We start from the raw sequence: 17,814 nt of genomic DNA on the forward strand, positions 1-17,814 counted from the left end.
CGAATGAGGGTAGTAACGTGGAGCGATTCTACCCATTCATCTGTCGAGCCAAAAGAAAACCGCCAACGCGGGCGGTCTTCTTCGCGAGCAGTTGTCGCGCACGCGGCACGCATGCGCGAGCCGCCCGTCAGCGCCAGCCGTTGTGGCGGCCGTGATCCCAGTGGCCGCGATCGCCCCAGCCGCGACCATGGTGGCGATACCATTCGTCGCGGCCCCAGTAGCGGCGGCCGTCCCAGTAGCGGTCGCCGTGCCAGCCGATCACGATCGCCGGCGCCGGCCCGTACACGGGCGCCGGCGCATAGACCGGCGCCGGCTGGTAGACGACCGGCGGCGGAGGCGGCGCATACACGGGCGCGGGCGCGACGTAGACCGGTGCCGGCACGCCGACGTTGATCCCGACATTGACTCCCGCCATTGCTGCGCCCGACACGAGCAAGGCCGTCATACCGGTCAGGAGCGAGGCAACACGCAAAGTCTTCATGGATTCCTCTTCTGGTTGTGTCATGTGTGATTCGACTATAGCGGCAAGCGCCGCGCCCGCATATTTCAAGTTTGTAAGAACTGATGCGCGGCATCGCAACGGGAAGCCCGCGCTAACGTCTTGTAACAATCGGCGCCCGCCCCCGTCCCCCGCTCTTTCCCCCTTGAACATCCTTCATCCCGCGTCGCGCCCGGCGTCAAGCGGCCCCGCGCCCTCCGGGCGGGCCGGACCGGGCCCGTCAAACCCCTTCTTGCCGAGCGCCAATATCCGTCACCCGCCCGTATCGAACCGGAAACCGAATCTCGCGACCGTTTCGATCCGGGCGGAGAACGCGTGTGCGACCAGCTTGCGCCGCAACCGCACGACCAGCGCATTGACCGTCTCGGGTTCGATGTCGGCATCGTCCCACGCATAACGCAGCACGGCGTCGCGGCCGACCGGCCGCCCCGCTTCACGCAGCAGGCATTCGACCACGCGAAATTCCCGCGCGGTGAGCGCGAGCCGCCGGCCATGCTCCTCGAGCGCGCGCGTGGCCGTATCGAGTCGAACCGATTCACGCGTGGCGACGACGCCCGCGCGGCGCCACAGCGCGCGCAACCGCTCGTGCAGTTCGACGAACGAACACGGATGGGCAAGACATACGTCGCAGCCGGCCTTCAGCATTTGCGCGCGCCGGGCGGGCGTGGCGCCGGCGACGATCGCGGCAATCGTCGCGCCGCCGGCCGACGCGGCGAGCCGCGGCAATCCTTCGAGGATCGCCGGGCGCGCGGCGGCATCGGTCGCGACGATCACGATCGCGTCGAACCGGCCCTGCGTCGCCGCAAAACAGCCATCGCGCCATTCGTCGACGCGCTCGACGCCGTGCATGCTTTCCCGAAACGCCTTGTCGAGCCGCGACGCGCCGGGGTTCGGCGGCGCAATCAGCAGGATGCGCATCGATCGGGTTCCTGCGCCGTCACGCGAGCGAGCGCGGCCAGCATTCGACCGTGATCGCCGCACCGGCCGGCCGCGCATCGCCGATTCGCAGCGCGAAATCGTGCACGCGCATCACCGCCGACACGACGCTCAACCCGAGCCCGGAGCCGTTCACATGACGCGTGCGTTCGCCGCGATAGAAGCGTTCGAGCACTGCATTGCGCTCGGCGGGCGGGATACCGGGCCCGGTGTCCTCGAACCGGACGAGCGGACCGTGCGGCGTCGCCTGGAGCACGACGCGCACACGGCCGCCCGGCGGCGTGAACTTGATCGCGTTGTCCGCGAGATTGCTGAACGCCTCGAACAACAACGCGCGGTCGCCATGGATGCCGTCGACCGCGGCCGCCTCGAGCGCGAACGACACGTCGACGGCCTCGGCCAGCGGTTCGTAAAGCTCGCACACATCGCGCAGCAAGGCCGCGACGTCGACCGCGGCAAAACCGCCGCGCCGGCTCAGCGTGCCGATCTCGGAGATGCGCAGCATCGCGCGAAAACGTTCGAGCAGGCGGTCGGTCTCGTCGCGCGCCGACGCCAGCAGCGCCGCCGACGCGGCATCGTGTGCGCAGAACGGCTGGCCCGAGAGCCGCGCCAGCATCGTATGCACGCGTGCGAGCGGCGTGCGCAGGTCGTGCGCGATCCCGTCGCAGGTATGCCGCACCTCGCCCATCAACCGCTCGACTTCGTCGAGCATGTGGTTCACGAGATGCGCGAGCAGATCGAGTTCGTCGTAGCCGCCAACTGGCAGCCGCTTGCCGAGATCGCCTTCGGCGATCTGCCGCGTGACGCGCCGGATCGCGGCGACGCGGCGCATCTGCCGCATGCCGAGCATGCTGCCGCCCGCGACGCCCGCGATCAGGATCATCACGCCGCCGATCACGAGCCCGCGAATCGCGACGTCGCGGATCTGGATGAAATGCGACAGGTCGCGCGCGACCACCAGCGTCATCCCGTTGTCGCGGCGCACGGCCATCGCGCGCGCGATCGGCGACGATTGGCCGTCGAGCAGCACGAGCGTGCGGTCCAGCGTACGGCCGTGGCGATCGATGCGCAGCGCGGGCGGTGTCGTGATGTCGCCCGCCACGCGGCGCCCGCTCGCATCGAACAGCCCGTAGAAATTCGTGTGCATGTGCTCGTGCTCGAGCCGCCGATGGATCGCGAGCGGCAGCTCGGCATCGGGAATCGAATCGAAATAGATCAGTTGCCACGCGAGCACCTCGTCGGTGTCGCGCGTCATCGTGTGGGTCGCGGCCACGCTGATCACGCCCGCGAGCAGCAGCAGCGACACCGAGAAGATCGCCGCGTACGCGCACAGCCAGCGAAACGTCGTCGTATGCCAGCGGCGCGTGAAGTTCGCCGCGCGGGCTGCGTCCATCCGTGCCTCCGTCAAGCGAGCATGTAGCCCGATCCGCGCACCGTCTGGATCATCGGGTTCGCGCCAGGCGGATCGATCTTCTTGCGCAGCCGGCCCATGTGGACGTCGATCAGGTTGGTGCCGGGATCGAAGTGATAACCCCACACGGCCTCGAACAGCATCGTGCGCGTGATCGTCTGGCCTGCGTTGCGCATCATGAATTCGAGTACGCGGAACTCGGTCGGCAGCAGCGCGATCTCGTCGGCGCCGCGGCGCGCGCGGCGCGAAATGAGGTCGAGCTCGAGCGGGCCGACTTTCAGCAGCGTCTGCTGCGGCACGCCCGATGCCTGCCGGCGGCGCAGCAGCACTTCGATGCGCGCGCTCAGTTCGCCGGAATCGAACGGCTTCGTCAGGTAATCGTCGCCGCCCGCGCGCAGCCCGCGAATGCGCTCGTCGACGTCGCCGAGCGCGCTCAGCATCAGCACCGGCGTGTCGATGCCGACCGTGCGCATCGCGGTCACGATCGCGAGACCGTCCGCGCCCGGCAGCATCCTGTCGAGCGTGATCGCGTCGTACGACGCGCTCATCGCGCGCATCATCCCCTCGCGACCGTTGTCGATCCAGTCGACCGCGAAGCCGCGTGCGGTCAGTTCGCCGACGATTTCGTTCGCGGTCACCGCATCGTCCTCGACCGTCAGTACTCGCATGGTTGCCCTCGCAATGAACTTCGAGACGGGCGCATACCACGCGCCCGCCACTATCGTAAGCGCCGCGATCGCCGTGCGGCGCAAGATGAAAATAGCTTCATCCGGCATCGCGGCAAGCGTGCGTAAAAAATGTTTCATCCGTCCGTCGCCTGCCCCGCGACCGCGGCCGTCTACGCTGACATCGTGCGGCAACGGGCCGCGAAACCAGGAGCTACCGGATGAAACTGTCGACCACCCTCGCCTGCATGCTGCTCGCATGCGCCAGCACCGCCGCGTTCGCGGGGCCCCACCTCACCCCGCAGGAATGCACCGCGTACCCGTTCGTGCACACCGGCAGCGGCGTCACGCGCGCGGACCTCGTGCGCGAGCTGACCGAACTCGAACAGGTCGGCTACGAGCCGGCGCACGCCAGCCCGTATTACCCCGACGATCTCGCCGATGCGAAGCATCGGCTCGCCGCCGAATACCGCGCCGACTGCACGCACGCGCTGACGGCCGACGCGGGCGCGCACCACTGACCGCACGGCCGGCGCAACGCAGCCGGAAAGCAAAAAGGCGGCACGCGCGTGCCGCCTTTCTTCATGAACGCGCATCGACGTGGACGCGACGCGCCACGCCGGCGCTCAACGCGACATCATGTTCATGCTGACGTTGTGCATCACCCACAGCGTGCCGACGATCAGGATCGCCGCGGTCAGCACCGTATAGCTGAACGCCATCACGTTCCAGCGCTGGCCCGACGAGCCGTTCATGTGCAGGAAGTACACGAGGTGCACGACGATCTGCACGAACGCGAGCACGGCGAGCCCGATCAGCGACGCATGCGGCGACAGCACGCCGCCCATCACGAGGCCGAACGACGCGGCCGTGAGCAGCACCGACAGGATGAAACCGGCGACGTAGCCGCCGACACTGCCGTGCCCTTCTTCGAGTTGAGACGAATGCGAATGGGCCATTTAGATCACGCTCGCGAGATAGACAAAGGAAAACACGCAGATCCACACGATGTCGAGGAAGTGCCAGAACAGGCTCAGGCACGTCAGGCGTCGCAGGTCGCGATCGGTCAGGTCGCCGCCGCGCGACATGATCTGCGCGGCGAGCACGATCATCCACAACAGGCCCGCCGTCACGTGCAGCCCGTGCGTGCCGACCAGCGTGAAGAACGCCGACAGGAACGCGCTGCGCTGCGGGCCGGCGCCTTCCGCGATCAGGTGCGAGAACTCGCGCAGCTCCATCGCGAGAAACGCCGCGCCGAGCACGAACGTCACCGCGAGCCAGGCGAGCAGCGCGCCGCGCCGCTGCTTGTACGCCGCGAGCATCGCGAAACCGTACGTGATGCTCGACAGCAGCAGCGCGGCGGTTTCCACCGCGACGCCCGGAATGTCGAACAGGTCCTTCGCGGTCGGACCGCCCGCGTACTGATTGCCGAGCACCGCGAACGTCGCGAACAGCGCCGCGAAGATCACGCAGTCGGTCATCAGGTACAGCCAGAACCCGAACACCGAATGCGACGGCGGATGGTCGTCGTGCTCGAGCAGGGTCGCGCTCAAGGTTTTCTGCAACATCAGTTGGCCTCCAGTTCCACGTCGTCGACGCGCGCGGCCGTGCGCCGCGTCGGCTGCTTGTCTTCGGTCTTGCGCACCGTCGACGCAGGGATGTAATAGCCGTCGTTATCGCGCGAGCTGTAGATCACGAGCGTCGCGATGATGCCCACGAGCCCGCCGATCGCCATCCACCAGATGTGCCACACCAGCGCGAAGCCGAGCACCAGGCTGAAGATCGCGATCACGAGGCCCGCACACGTATTCGACGGCATGTGGATGTCGCGAATCGCCGCCGGGTTCGGCCGGCCTTCGCCGCGCGCCTTCATGTCCGCGTACGCGTCGAGCGTGCGCACCTGCGGGATCACCGCGAAGTTGTAGTCGGCCGGCGGCGACGACGTCGCCCACTCCAGCGTGCGGCCGCCCCACGGGTCGCCCGTCGTGTCGCGGTACGCGGGCAGGTTGCGATTGCGGATGCTGACCACCAGTTGCAGCAGCTGGCACGCGATGCCGATCGCGATCAGCACGGCGCCGAACGCGGCGACCAGCAGCCACGGATGCCATGCCGGGTTGTCGTAGTGGTTCAGGCGGCGCGTCATGCCCATGAAACCGAGCACGTAGAGCGGCACGAACGCGACGTAGAAGCCGACCTGCCAGAACCAGAACGCGGCCTTGCCGAGCTTCTCGTTCAGCTTGAAGCCGAACGCCTTCGGGAACCAGTAGTTGAAGCCCGCGAGATAGCCGAACAGCACGCCGCCGATGATCACGTTGTGGAAGTGCGCGATCAGGAACAGGCTGTTGTGCAGCACGAAGTCCGCGCCCGGAATCGCCATCATCACGCCGGTCATGCCGCCGAGCGTGAACGTGACCATGAAGCCGATCGTCCACAGCACGGGCGTCGTGAACTCGATCCGGCCGCGATACATCGTGAACAGCCAGTTGAATACCTTCACGCCGGTCGGGATCGCGATGATCATCGTCATGATCCCGAAGAACGCGTTCACGTTCGCGCCCGAGCCCATCGTGAAGAAGTGATGCAGCCACACGAGGAACGACAGCACCATGATCGCGCAGGTCGCGTACACCATCGTCTTGTAGCCGAACAGCGGCTTCTTCGCGAACGTCGCGATGACCTCCGAGAAGATCCCGAACGCCGGCAGGATCAGGATGTACACCTCCGGATGGCCCCACGCCCAGATCAGGTTCAGGTACAGCATCGCGTTGCCGCCGGCTTCGTTCGTGAAGAAGTGCATGCCGAGGTAACGGTCGAGGCCGAGCAGCGCGAGCGTCGCGGTCAGGATCGGGAACGACGCCATGATCAGCACGTTCGTGCAGAGGGCCGTCCACGTGAACACCGGCATCTTCATCAGCGTCATGCCCGGCGCGCGCATCTTGATGATCGTCACGAAGAAGTTCACGCCGGTCAGCAGCGTGCCGACGCCGGAGATCTGCAGCGCCCACAGGTAGTAGTCGACCCCTACCCCCGGGCTGAACTGCAGCTCCGACAGCGGCGGGTACGCGAGCCAGCCCGTCTGCGCGAACTCGCCGATCACGAGCGACACGTTGATCAGGATCGCGCTGACCGCCGTCATCCAGAACGACAGCGAGTTGATGAACGGGAACGCGACGTCGCGCGCACCGATCTGCAGCGGCACGACCAGGTTCATCAGGCCGACCATGAACACCATCGCCATGAAGAAGATCATGATCACGCCGTGTGCCGTGAAGATCTGGTCATAGTGGTGCGGCGGCAGATAGCCGGGCGCGTTGTACGCGAGCGCGAGCTGCATGCGCATCATGATCGCGTCGGCGAAGCCGCGCAGCAGCATGATCAGCGCGACGATGATGTACATCACGCCGAGTCTCTTGTGGTCGACCGTGGTCAGCCATTCCGTCCACAGCCATTTCCAGCGGCCGGTGATCGTCAGCGCGGCGAGAATGCCCAGCACGACCAGCCCCATGAAGGCGCCGGCCCCCATGATGATGGGCTGATCGAACGGGATCGCCGAAAGTGTGAGTTTGCCGAACATGCGTTACCCCTTCGTGCCGCAGGCGGCGTCCTTCAGGTCGAGGACGTGGCCATCGTTGTATTTCGCGATGATGTTGTGGAAGAGCCGCGGATCGACCGACGAGAAATAGCGCACCGGCGCCTTCTCGCTCGGCTGCGCGACGGTGCCGTACACCGTCGCGTCGAGCCGTTCCGGCGACGCCTTCACCTTCTGCACCCACGCATCGAACTGCTCGCGCGGCTCGGCGAGCGTGCGGAACTTCATGTCGGAGAAACCGCGGCCGCTGAAGTTGGCGGACGTGCCCGCGTAGTTGCCCGGCTCGTCGGCGATCAGGTGCAGGCGCGTCTGCATGCCGGCCATCGCATAGACCTGGCCGCCGAGCTGCGGGATGAAGAACGAATTCATCACCGAATCCGACGTGATGCGGAAGTTCACCGGCGTGCCGACCGGAATCGCGAGCTGGTTCACCGACGCGATGCCAAGCTCCGGATAGATGAACAGCCACTTCCAGTCGAGCGCGACCACCTCGACGTCGATCGGCTTCACGGCCGATTCGAGCGGCTTGTACGGATCGAGCTCGTGCGTGGTCTTCCACGTGAGCACGCCCAGGAACAGGATGATCAGCGTCGGCACCGTCCAGATCACGACCTCGATCGCGGTCGAGTGCGACCAGTTCGGCGCGTACGCGGCGTTGCGGTTCGACGCGCGGTAACGCCACGCGAACCACAACGTGAGCAGAATCACCGGCACGACGACGATCAGCATCGCCCAGGTGGACGTCGCGATCAGCGCCTTTTCTGCCGCGCCCACGCTTCCTTTCGGATTTAGTACATCTAAATTACAACCTGACAGGCTCAACGCCGCGCCGATTGACATCAGCGCCGCCCAGCCTCTTGAAGCTCTTCTTCTCATCACACAGCCCCGCGGGTCATTGAATCCGTTTGCGTATGCCCGATGCGCATTCGATTCACGAAATTGGCCGAATCATACGTCGCGCGAGTGCGATGAAAAACCGGTGCATGCGGCAAATCATCATTGCAAAATCTGCCGTGAGTCACATTGTCGCGGGGCAATTTCACGCAGCCGAAAGCGGGCCCGGCACTTGCCGTGCCGGGCTGCGGATCGATGCGCGCGCAACCATGCGCGCCGCGCGATGCGGCGGGCTTGCGCGGCGTGGCGCGGCTCGACGTGCCGCGATCAGTCGTGCGTCGACGCCATGTACGACGGCAGCGCCGGCGCGGGAGCGTCCCCTGCCGGCACCTTCGAATGGCTCGCTTCCTGGATCAGCTTGCCGACGGTCGGATCGATCGCATCGGTGAACGGCTTCGGATCGATGCCGACCGCCAGCACGATCAGCGCGAGCGACGCGAACATCACGATCTCGCGACGGTTCAGGTCGGCGAGCTTCGCGATCTGCTGGCTCGCGACCTTGCCGAACACGACGCGCTTGAGCATCCACAGCGTGTACGACGCGCTGAGGATCAGCGTGAGCGCCGCGATCGCGCCGATCCAGAAGTTGAAGCGGATCGCGCCCATGATCACCATGAACTCGCCGACGAACCCCGACGTGCCCGGCAGGCCGACGTTGGCCATCGCGAACAGCAGCGTGAAGGTCGCGAAACGCGGCATCACGCCCGCCACGCCGCCGTACGCGGCGATCTCGCGCTGCCGGGTACGGTCCACGAGCACGTTCACGCACAACAGCATCGCGCCCGCGACGAAGCCGTACGACACGAGCTGCACGATCGCGCCTTCGACGCCGATCCGGTTGAACAGGAACAGCCCGAGCGTGACGATCCCCATGTGCGCGATCGTCGAATACGCGAGCAGCTTGCCGAGATCGGTCTGCGCGAGCGCGATCAGGCTCGCGTAGACGATCGCGAACAGGGACAGCGCGATCACGGCCGGCGCGAAGAAATGACTCGCGTCGGGCGTGATCGGCAGCGCGAAGCGCAGGAACCCGTACCCGCCGAGCTTGAGCATCGCGAGCATCAGCGCGGCGCCCGTCGGGCCGTCGGTGTACACGTCGCTCAGCCACGTGTGGACCGGCCACATCGGCACCTTGACCGCGAACGCGGCGAAAAAGCCGACGAACACCAGCAACTGCGGCGCGAAGCCGAGCTGCAGCGTGCGCCACACGGCCATGTCGAACGTATGCGACTGCGCGTACAGGTACAGCATCGCCATCAGCAACAACAGCGAGCCGGCGAACGAGATGAAGAAGAACTTCACGGCCGCATACACGCGGCGCTCGCGCCCCCACGTGCCGATCAGCAGGTACAGCGGGATCAGCGTCGCCTCGAAGAAGATGAAGAACAGCAGCCCGTCCTGCGCGACGAACACGCCGACCATCAGCCCCGACAGGATCAGGAACGACGCGTAGTACTGCGCGACGCGCACCGTGACCGATTCCCACGACGCGACCACCACCACGAGCGTCGTGAACGCGGTCAGCACGACGAGCCACAGCGACGCGCCGTCGATGCCGACCCGCCATCCGGCATTGAATGCCGCGAGCCAGTCGCGTCTTTCGACGAACTGCATCGCAGCCGAATGCGCGTCGAAGCCGGCAACCAGCGGCACGACGGGCGCCAGTCCGGCGATCGCGCCGACGAGCGCGATCAGCCGTATTCGCCGTGAATGCTGATCGGAACCGGCGCGCAGCAGGCCCGCGCCGAACAGTATCGGAACCCAGATGGCCAGGCTCAGGAAGGGAAAATCATGCATGTCAACAACGCCTTGAGGAAGTCGCACCCTGCATCGGGGACAGGCGCGACGAAAGGAACGAAATCAAATCGACAGGTAGATTTCGTGAATCGCCAATGTTGGCTAAATGTAAAGCGACATCAGCGGAAAACTTGATGCCGCTCAAACGCGATCGGGTTAACCAGCATAAGGCGATTGATTATTTTCTGCAGCGCAGCAGAACGTTGTTTTTTGGTGTCGGCGTAGTTCGCTGATTTTTATGAGTAATTTTTTGTATTGCCCGAGGTCGGGCGCGACGAAAATAGACGCAGCGCCGCATTTTTGATGTTGACCGGTCATTTGGAAGGGCAGGAACGACATGGTCGACATCTCGCGGGGCGCCGATCGCGCTGCGCCCGCCGCCTTACACGACTTCTTTCATTTTTATTTCACTGGGCATGTGATCTTTTCCTCGGCAGGAATCGGAGAACGTCACGCTCCGTTGACGAAGCCTCGCGGCCGATCCAAAGCCGTCAGCTGTGCATCGTTCACGACCCGCTTGTAGTGGCGCCGCCTTTCACAACGCCCCGCCATCGCACGCCAGGCCGCGACCGCTTGCACCGTGGCGACACCTCGCCTTCATAACGCGGTACCAGCCTTCCGGATTCAAGTAGCACGACCCAGGGGAAGCTCATTTCACGAGCGAATACAGCAGAGACCCCGAAAAGAGAACCAGCAGCACCGACGCAGAACGAAATAGAGCCGTGATATGACGTGGGCCGGATGCCAGTATCCCGGTCACGCGCCCGAGGCTTGCCCAACCCACTCCAATGGGCACGAGGACCAACAGAAACGCACCGAACGCGACGGCTCCGTTATTGGCATTCCGGAACGTCTGGAGTGGAAACACCGTGCTTGCAAGCAGAAAGGCCTTCGGATTCAATAGCGTTGCGAGGATTACATCGTGCCACGTCACCGGCTTCGAACGTCGATCCTCTTCCAGCCTGCCCCGTGCCCACATTTTTGCGGCCAATAGCAGCAGATACGACGCGCATGCCAACTTGATCATGCTCAAGGTCCGAGGATGCTCCACGGCGAACGCCAGCAGCGAAACGCCCCAAACCGAGATAGCGATGACGTAGCCTGCGCCTTCGGCGAGCAAGAGCGGGAGGGTCCGCGCCAGGCCAACGCTTATTCCGGATGAAAAAAGTAACGTGTTGGTCGGTCCCGGAACAATCAATACCAGGGCCGAATAAAGGCATATCGTAATGAGTTGATGCGTATCCAATGCAATCTCGATCGAGGTGATGACGCGATGTATTTAGCCTCGCGCGCTACGAAGCGACGACGGTCTCGCGTATCGGGCTGCACAACTGCGCAAGAATATCGAGACCCCGCGCCGGTTCCCGTACAAACGGATTCGTCTCGTCCCACGCATAACCCGCCAAAATCGAGCAGACCATGCGTTTCACGTCGGATGCCTTGTCTTCGTGAAACACGATGTCTTGCAGCGCTCCCGAGTACCAACGTTCGACGAAGGCGCGGAAGGTGTCGATACCCTTGCGCAGCGCGATGTCGTAGTCACGTGCCCAGTCGACCGACTCGCCACGCAACTGCCGTTCGAGTGCGGCAACCGCCAGTTGAGCCGACCGCATCGCGATCGTCACGCCGGACGAGAAGATCGGATCGAGGAATTCGCCGGCGTTACCGAGCAGCGCATAACCGGGGCCGTGCAGGGCCTCGACATTCGATGCATAGCCCGAGATGCGGCGCACGGGCATCACGAACGGCTTGCTGCCGACGAGGCGCGACAAGGTCGGCTCGCTTTGCAGCAATTCGCGCAACAACGATTCCTGCCGCGCCTCCGGCACATCGAGAAACCCGGCATCGGCCACGCAACCGACCGACGAGCGCCCGTTCGTCAGCGGGATCATCCAGAACCACACGTCGCGCCGCTCCGGATGAACGGCGATGCAGATCTTGTCGCGATCGGTCGACCCGGCCGGCAGGCTGTCTTCGACGTGCGAGAAGATGGCCGCTCGCGTCGGCAGACCGGTCGGCGCCTCGAGACCGAGCAGTCGCGGCAACACGCGGCCGAACCCGCTCGCATCGAGTACGAACGATGCCTGAACGGAATATTCGTGCCCCGTTTCGTCGACGATGTCGAGTCGCGGCATATCGCCAGGCTGGAAGGCGCGCACGCTATGGCCGAAACGCACGTCCGCGCCCTGTTCGGCCGCACAACGGATCAGCAGATCGTCGAATGCCGCGCGCTCGACCTGATAGGCCGTCCCCCAGCCCGCGGAAAACTTCTCGCGAAAATCGAACGACGACATCCTGTCTCGATAGACGAAGTACGCGCCGTTCTTGAACTGGAAGCCGGCCTCGACGACCGCCTGCAGCATGCCCGCCTCCTCGAGATACTGCATGCTCTGGGGCAACAGGCTTTCTCCGATCGAAAAGCGCGGAAAATGCTGACGCTCGAGCACCAGCACCGAACGGCCGGCCTTGCGCAGCAGCGCGGCCGCGACGGCACCGGAAGGCCCTGCCCCGATGATCGCGACGTCGATGGAATTCGATTTCATTTCACTCATGCTTGCCAATTCAGTTCGATTGATTGGGTATCTTATGTTTCTCACGCCACGATCCGGCGTTGCAAACTACAATAGGCGCTCAACAAATCCAAGATCGACGAGAGACCCATGACGTCCTACCGCACGCACGCCCCCGCTTATGTTCCCGAAACCCGGTTCGGCATCTGGTTTCTTCGCACGCATACGTGGGAACATCACGTGCTCAAGGTCGCCATCGACGATCTGAAGCGGCTCATCGCGGCGCCGCTGCCGTCCGCCCCTGTCCTCCTCGACGCAGGATGCGGTCAGGGCAAGTCGTTTCGCCTGCTGAGCGAAGCCTTCGCACCCGCCAGGATCATCGGTATCGATTGCCACGACGACTCGCTCGCGCATGCGTCGGAAGCCGCGCATCGTTGCGCCACGCCCGTCGAACTGCATCATGCCGACTGCACGCAGATCCCGCTTGCCGATGCGAGCGTCGACATCGTGTTCTGCCATCAGACCTTTCACCATCTCGTCGATCAGGAGCATGCGCTGGCCGACTTTCACCGCGTGCTGAAACCCGGCGGACTGCTGCTGTTCGCCGAATCGACCGACGCGTACATCAAGTCGTGGGTGATCCGGCTGCTGTTCCGCCACCCGATGGAGGTTCAGAAAAGCGCCGACGGCTACCTTGCCATGCTCCGCCACGCCGGGTTCGGTTTCGAAACCCGCAACGTGTCGTTCCCCTACCTGTGGTGGAGCCGCGCGAAAGACTTCGGACTCCTCGAGCGCATCGGCCTGTACACACCGAAACCCGGCAAGCGCCGCGAAACGCTCGTCAACGTCGCCGCGCGCAAGCCTGCCTGAGCAAGCAAGGCCGCCGTGTCGCGGCCTCGTGCTACCGGCCGATGCCGGTTATTGCTTCAACGTCACGACCTCGCCCGTCAGCGCCGCGCCGGCGACGAACGCACCGGCACCGCACGTGTACTCGCTCGGACTGGAGCGCAACACGTTGCGATAGTTGCTCTTGATGCCGACCACCGCATTGCCGCCCTCCTTTCGCGCACGCGCCTGAAGCTCGATCACGGCCGACAGGAACACATGCTGGCACGCCGCGTCGTCGCTCTTGCCGAACGAATTGGTCTTCTTGTTGGTCGCAAACGTACCGTACGACTTGATCACGCGCGGATGCGGCTGATCGCCGAAATAGAGCGCAACGCCGTCGTCGAGCTTTCCTTCCTCGCTCTTCAACGCGCTCTCGATCGGATAGTCGTTGATCGTATCCCGTGCGTATGCAGCCGAAGCCGCGAACGTCACGCCGAGCAGTACCAGTGCCATGCGATATTTCACGTATGCCCCCGTCATTGAGCGTTCAACTGCACGACGTCGCCTGACACGGCAATCGCGCCGGCACTGCCGCTCACGCCGCACGTATATTCGGTCGTCGAATTCGAGCGTTTTTCATGGAAACGCGTCGTCACGTTGATGACCGCATTCCCGCCGTGATTCTTCGCATAGACACGAAGACGGCTCAGCGCTTCCGCCAGCGCCTGGTCGCACGTCGGCTGTTCACTTTCCACCCGGCGCACGCGCGCCGATTCAGAACGCGGACCGATGCTGGTCTTGACCTCCGGATGCGGCTGCGCACCGAAATAAAGCGCGACACCGCTCGCGTCCGGTGCCATCGCCGCCGCCGGCAGAGGCAGCGAACGTACCACGGTGCCACACCCCGTCAACAACGATGTCACGACCAACATGCCGGCCAGATGTCGTTTGTGTTTCATTGTTATCGTCCTCTCAGCTCAGTAAGTTCACTTCAATCGCCCTTCCAGGCGTCCAACAACACACTTGCGCAGCTCCCGCCGAATCCGAACGAAACCGACAGCGCGCGTTCGATCGTGAATTCGCGCGCGTCGCACACAAGCGGCATGCCGGCTATCGCCGGATCGGGTGCATCGTCAACGGCCGAGCCCGCGACGAAGCCGTCGCGCATCATCAGGATCGTATAGATCGCTTCATGCGCACCGCTCGCGCCGAGCGGATGCCCCGTCATGCCTTTCGTCGATGAAAACGCCGGCACGTCGCCGCCGAATACGTCGCCGAGCGCCTTCAGCTCCTCGACGTCGCCGCGCTGTGTCGACGGCGCGTGCGTATTGACGTAGTCCGGACGCCGTTCGCCGCCGTTTTCGAGCGCGCCGCGCATCGCGCGCGCAATCCCCGGCGCATGCGGCATCGCCATACCGGCGTTGTCCGTGCATTGGCCGAACCCGCTGATCTCTGCGTAAATTCGCGCTCCCCGCGCGCGTGCATGCTCGAGCGATTCGAGCACGAGAATGCCCGCGCCAGACGCGATCACGAAACCATCCCTGTCAAGCGCATACGGACGCGACGCGCGGTCCGGCGTGTCGTTGAAACCGCTGGACAACACGCCCATCGCGTCGAACATCAACGTCATGTTGTCGTGCAGCGCCTCGCTTCCACCGGCCAGCACGATGTCCTGACACCCGGAGCGGATCAATTGCGTCGCCTGGCCAATCGCGAGCACCCCGCTCGTACAGGCGGACGACGGCGAGTACGACACGCCCTCGATGCCGAACAGTTGCGCGACGCATGCCGACGCCGTGCTGCTCATCGCCTTCGGAACGACATAGGGCGGCGTCTTGTCGATGCCGCGATGGTGCGCGATCGTCATCGCGTCGTCGTAATCGGCCATCGATCCGATGCCGGACCCCACGATCGCGCCCGCGCGCGGCGAACGGAGCATCCCGGTGTCGAGGCACGCGTCATCGAGCGCCGACATGGCCGCATGAGCGGCAAAGCGTGCCGTGTCGCCCATGAAGCGTTCGTGCTTGCGTGCAAACCGCGCTGCCGGGGCGACGGACGCCACCCCGGCAACCTGGCTGCGAAAACCGCGCTGACGCCATGCGTCCACGCGGCTCACACCCGAACGCCCGGCGCGCAGCGCGGCCGATACTTCGTCAAGCGAATTACCGAGGCATGACACGATGCCCAGACCCGTGACGACGACGCGCGCCGCCGCGCTGCTGCCCGCCGTCATGCGGCGACCCGCCGGAAGATCAGTGACGTGTTGATCCCGCCGAACGCGAAGTTGTTGCTCATCACGAATTCCGCTTCGATCCGCCGTGCGTCGCCGACGATGTAGTCGAGCGGCGCGCAGGCTGGATCGATCGTATCGAGATTGAGCGTCGGCACATACCAGTTGCGCTTCATCATCTCGATCGTCCACCACGCCTCGAGCGCACCACATGCGCCCAGCGTATGCCCCACATAGCTCTTAAGCGAGCTGATCGGCATGCGCTCGCCGAATACGGACGCCGTTGCATGACTTTCCGCCACGTCGCCCCTATCGGTCGACGTGCCGTGCGCGTTGACGTAGGCGATCGCATCGGCATCGAGCGCCGCATCGCCCAGCGCGAGACGCATCGCGACCGCCATCGTCTCCGCGGTCGGCTGGGTGATGTGCGCGCCGTCGGAATTGCAGCCGAAACCGACGATCTCCGCATGGATCGTCGCGCCGCGCGCAATCGCGTGCTCGTATTCCTCGAGCACGAGCGTCGCCGCACCTTCCCCGACCACCAGCCCGTCGCGATCGGCATCGAACGGGCGCGGCGTCAGGTTCGCGGCATCGTTGCGCGTGCTCGTCGCGTACAGCGTATCGAACACCGCCACCGCGGGGCCGGACAATTCCTCCGCGCCGCCCGCCAGCATCAGCGCCTGCTTGCCCGTCGCGATCGCCTCGTACGCGTAGCCAATCGCCTGGCTGCCGGACGCGCAGGCCGACGACGTCGGCACGATCCGACCTTTCAGATCCCAGAACAGGCTGACATTGACCGCCGTGGTGTGCGGCATCATCTGTACGTAGCTGTTCGACGTGACGTCGCGCATCGAACCCGTCTCGATCATCGTGCCGAACGCGCGGATCGGCTCGACCGATCCCGATGACGACCCGTACGCGACACCCATCCGGCCGTCCCGGATCGACGGGTCGTCGCCCAGTCCCGCATCGGCCAGTGCCAGTTCGCTCGCGCGCACCGCGTACATCGACACGGGTCCCATCGAACGGGTCTTCTTGCGCGGATACGTGCGAGGCAGCTCGAACGCCGGCAGCGGGCATGCGAGTCGCGTATGCAGCGCTTCATAGCAGTCCCATCCCGGCATGTACCGCACCGCATTGCGCCCGTCGCGCAGGCGCGCCTCGATTTCCGCCCAGCTTTGACCGAAGGCGGTCACGCCGCCCATCCCCGTCACGACCACTCGCTTCATCACACCATCCCGCCGTTGACGCCGATCACTTGCCGGGTGACGTAGGTCGCCGCATCCGACATCAGGAAACCCACCACCGCCGCGACTTCGTCGGGCCGGCCGACGCGCCCCATCGGTACCGTCTTCAATGCATGTTCCAGCGGCACGTCGTCGAGCATGCCGGTATCGACCAGCCCGGGCGCGACGCAATTGACCGTGATCTTTCGCGATGCCAGTTCGATGGCCAGCGCCTTGGTCGCGCCGATCAGGCCGGCCTTCGCGGCGCTGTAATTGACCTGGCCGCGATTGCCCATCACGCCCGACACGGACGCGATCGTCACGATCCGGCCACCGCCGCGCAGACGCACCATCGGCATGGTCAGCGGATGAACGACGTTGTAGAACGCATCCAGCCCGGTTTCGATCACGATGTCCCAGTCCTCCTCGGACAGCGCCGGAAATGCGCCATCCCGCGTCACGCCCGCGCTGCAGACGATCCCGTAGTACGCGCCGTGCGCGTCGACGTCGGCCTCCAGTTCACGCCGGCAAACCGCGCGATCGCGCACGTCGAACTGCAGCACGCTTGCCGTACCGCCCTGCGCGCGAATCGTCGCGGCGACGCTTTCCGCGTCGTCGCGGCCGGCGCGGCAATGAACCGTCACGGCGAAACCGTCGGATGCCAAGCGCAGTGCCACGGCGCGGCCGATGCCGCGGCTCGCCCCTGTCACGAGAACTCGCCGAGTCATGAATTGAAACTCCCTTGGATAAAAGTCTGAAAATCGCTCGGTTGGTACACCTTGACGACGGCTTCGGCGCAGCACTCGCCTTCGGCATGGATCGCGCACTCGTACGCGCCGTGCCCCTCGTCGCCGCGCAACAGTTCCCGCGCGACGATGCGCAGCGCCGTATCCGTGCGGAACGCGGTGCGATGCGCGACATAGCGGTTCGCGCCGAGCAACACGCCCGGCTTCGCCCGGCCGCCCGCATGCGCGGCGAGCAGACCGACGTGCGCGGCGATCGCCTGCGCCATCAGCTCGATACCGATCCACGCCGGCATCGCACCGCTGTCGTCGGCGTACCACGCATCGCTGCGCGCGACTGCGCTCACCTCGATGCCGGTTTCCGAGCAGCGCTCGATCGAGTCGAGCAGCAGCATCGTGCCGCGATGCGGCAACACGTCGCGCACGTCGCCGACAGGAATATCCGCGCCGCCGTGCAGCGGGTCGGTCAATGGTCCGGCTTGCATG

The 17,814-nt window shown here is 65.0% G+C and carries 20 protein-coding genes; 2 read left to right on the forward strand and 18 right to left on the reverse strand.

Annotated features, from left to right (window positions below):
- Positions 1 to 127: 127 nt before the first annotated feature.
- From WS64_RS09165 to WS64_RS09180, 4 genes are all read right to left on the reverse strand, one after another.
- Positions 128 to 481: a hypothetical protein gene (locus tag WS64_RS09165; protein WP_059643983.1), complete on the reverse strand. Its 354-nt coding sequence runs from the start codon at positions 479 to 481 to the stop codon at positions 128 to 130.
- Between the two features lie 270 nt (positions 482 to 751).
- Positions 752 to 1,417, reverse strand: coding sequence for a response regulator transcription factor (locus tag WS64_RS09170; protein WP_059643980.1), 666 nt, complete (start codon positions 1,415 to 1,417; stop codon positions 752 to 754).
- Positions 1,418 to 1,436: 19 nt separating this feature from the next.
- The gene (locus tag WS64_RS09175; protein WP_060966293.1) at positions 1,437 to 2,828 is read right to left on the reverse strand and encodes a sensor histidine kinase; all 1,392 of its coding nucleotides are present in this window, start codon (positions 2,826 to 2,828) and stop codon (positions 1,437 to 1,439) included.
- 11 nt (positions 2,829 to 2,839) lie between these two features.
- A complete protein-coding gene (locus WS64_RS09180) occupies positions 2,840 to 3,514 on the reverse strand; it encodes a response regulator transcription factor (protein ID WP_059644011.1) in 675 nt (224 codons plus the stop codon).
- Positions 3,515 to 3,732: 218 nt separating this feature from the next.
- On the opposite strand from WS64_RS09180, the gene WS64_RS09185 reads away from it, so the two are divergent.
- Complete coding sequence (locus WS64_RS09185) at positions 3,733 to 4,032, forward strand: DUF4148 domain-containing protein (protein WP_059643974.1); 300 nt, start codon at positions 3,733 to 3,735, stop codon at positions 4,030 to 4,032.
- A gap of 105 nt (positions 4,033 to 4,137) precedes the next feature.
- On the opposite strand, the gene cyoD is transcribed toward WS64_RS09185, so the two are convergent.
- The 8 genes from cyoD to WS64_RS09220 form a co-directional block, all read right to left on the reverse strand.
- Positions 4,138 to 4,470, reverse strand: coding sequence for a cytochrome o ubiquinol oxidase subunit IV (gene cyoD / locus WS64_RS09190; RefSeq protein WP_059573658.1), 333 nt, complete (start codon positions 4,468 to 4,470; stop codon positions 4,138 to 4,140).
- On the reverse strand, positions 4,471 to 5,079 hold the full coding sequence (gene cyoC, locus WS64_RS09195; protein WP_059573657.1) for a cytochrome o ubiquinol oxidase subunit III: 609 nt from the start codon (positions 5,077 to 5,079) through the stop codon (positions 4,471 to 4,473).
- Positions 5,079 to 7,085: a cytochrome o ubiquinol oxidase subunit I gene (cyoB, locus tag WS64_RS09200; protein ID WP_060966294.1), complete on the reverse strand. Its 2,007-nt coding sequence runs from the start codon at positions 7,083 to 7,085 to the stop codon at positions 5,079 to 5,081. The genes cyoC and cyoB overlap by 1 nt, the downstream gene beginning before the upstream one ends.
- A 3-nt stretch (positions 7,086 to 7,088) precedes the next feature.
- Positions 7,089 to 7,976, reverse strand: coding sequence for a ubiquinol oxidase subunit II (gene cyoA, locus WS64_RS09205; protein ID WP_059608796.1), 888 nt, complete (start codon positions 7,974 to 7,976; stop codon positions 7,089 to 7,091).
- A 285-nt stretch (positions 7,977 to 8,261) separates the two neighbouring features.
- Positions 8,262 to 9,791, reverse strand: coding sequence for a complex I subunit 4 family protein (locus WS64_RS09210; protein ID WP_060966295.1), 1,530 nt, complete (start codon positions 9,789 to 9,791; stop codon positions 8,262 to 8,264).
- A 156-nt stretch (positions 9,792 to 9,947) separates the two neighbouring features.
- On the reverse strand, positions 9,948 to 10,130 hold the full coding sequence (locus WS64_RS34235) for a hypothetical protein (protein ID WP_155720408.1): 183 nt from the start codon (positions 10,128 to 10,130) through the stop codon (positions 9,948 to 9,950).
- A 310-nt stretch (positions 10,131 to 10,440) separates the two neighbouring features.
- The gene (locus tag WS64_RS09215) at positions 10,441 to 11,037 is read right to left on the reverse strand and encodes a LysE family translocator (protein ID WP_244166546.1); all 597 of its coding nucleotides are present in this window, start codon (positions 11,035 to 11,037) and stop codon (positions 10,441 to 10,443) included.
- Positions 11,038 to 11,083: 46 nt separating this feature from the next.
- Positions 11,084 to 12,343, reverse strand: coding sequence for an NAD(P)/FAD-dependent oxidoreductase (locus WS64_RS09220; RefSeq protein ID WP_060966296.1), 1,260 nt, complete (start codon positions 12,341 to 12,343; stop codon positions 11,084 to 11,086).
- Positions 12,344 to 12,451: 108 nt separating this feature from the next.
- Here WS64_RS09220 and WS64_RS09225 point away from each other — a divergent pair, with 108 nt between their 5' ends.
- Positions 12,452 to 13,171, forward strand: coding sequence for a class I SAM-dependent methyltransferase (locus WS64_RS09225; RefSeq protein WP_060966297.1), 720 nt, complete (start codon positions 12,452 to 12,454; stop codon positions 13,169 to 13,171).
- A 48-nt stretch (positions 13,172 to 13,219) separates the two neighbouring features.
- Here WS64_RS09225 and WS64_RS09230 read toward each other — a convergent pair whose 3' ends face one another.
- The 6 genes from WS64_RS09230 to WS64_RS09255 are packed head-to-tail and all read right to left on the reverse strand — an operon-like array spanning position 13,220 to position 17,813.
- On the reverse strand, positions 13,220 to 13,642 hold the full coding sequence (locus WS64_RS09230) for a hypothetical protein (protein ID WP_060966929.1): 423 nt from the start codon (positions 13,640 to 13,642) through the stop codon (positions 13,220 to 13,222).
- A 23-nt stretch (positions 13,643 to 13,665) separates the two neighbouring features.
- Positions 13,666 to 14,088, reverse strand: coding sequence for a hypothetical protein (locus WS64_RS09235; protein WP_060966298.1), 423 nt, complete (start codon positions 14,086 to 14,088; stop codon positions 13,666 to 13,668).
- A gap of 32 nt (positions 14,089 to 14,120) precedes the next feature.
- Positions 14,121 to 15,362, reverse strand: a complete 1,242-nt coding sequence (locus tag WS64_RS09240; RefSeq protein ID WP_060966299.1) for a beta-ketoacyl-[acyl-carrier-protein] synthase family protein — start codon at positions 15,360 to 15,362, stop codon at positions 14,121 to 14,123.
- Positions 15,359 to 16,588 (reverse strand): beta-ketoacyl-ACP synthase, encoded by a 1,230-nt coding sequence (locus tag WS64_RS09245; RefSeq protein ID WP_060966300.1) that lies wholly within the window; start codon positions 16,586 to 16,588, stop codon positions 15,359 to 15,361. The genes WS64_RS09240 and WS64_RS09245 overlap by 4 nt, the downstream gene beginning before the upstream one ends.
- Positions 16,588 to 17,313 carry a 3-ketoacyl-ACP reductase FabG2 gene (locus WS64_RS09250; protein WP_060966301.1) on the reverse strand — a complete coding sequence of 242 codons (726 nt, stop codon included), beginning with the start codon at positions 17,311 to 17,313 and terminating at the stop codon, positions 16,588 to 16,590. The genes WS64_RS09245 and WS64_RS09250 overlap by 1 nt, the downstream gene beginning before the upstream one ends.
- Positions 17,310 to 17,813, reverse strand: a complete 504-nt coding sequence (locus WS64_RS09255; RefSeq protein ID WP_060966302.1) for a hotdog family protein — start codon at positions 17,811 to 17,813, stop codon at positions 17,310 to 17,312. Before WS64_RS09255 ends, WS64_RS09250 begins: the two co-directional genes overlap by 4 nt.
- Between the last annotated feature and the right edge of the window lies 1 nt (position 17,814).

Source organism: Burkholderia anthina (assembly GCF_001547525.1).
Classification (GTDB): Bacteria; Pseudomonadota; Gammaproteobacteria; order Burkholderiales; family Burkholderiaceae; genus Burkholderia; species Burkholderia semiarida.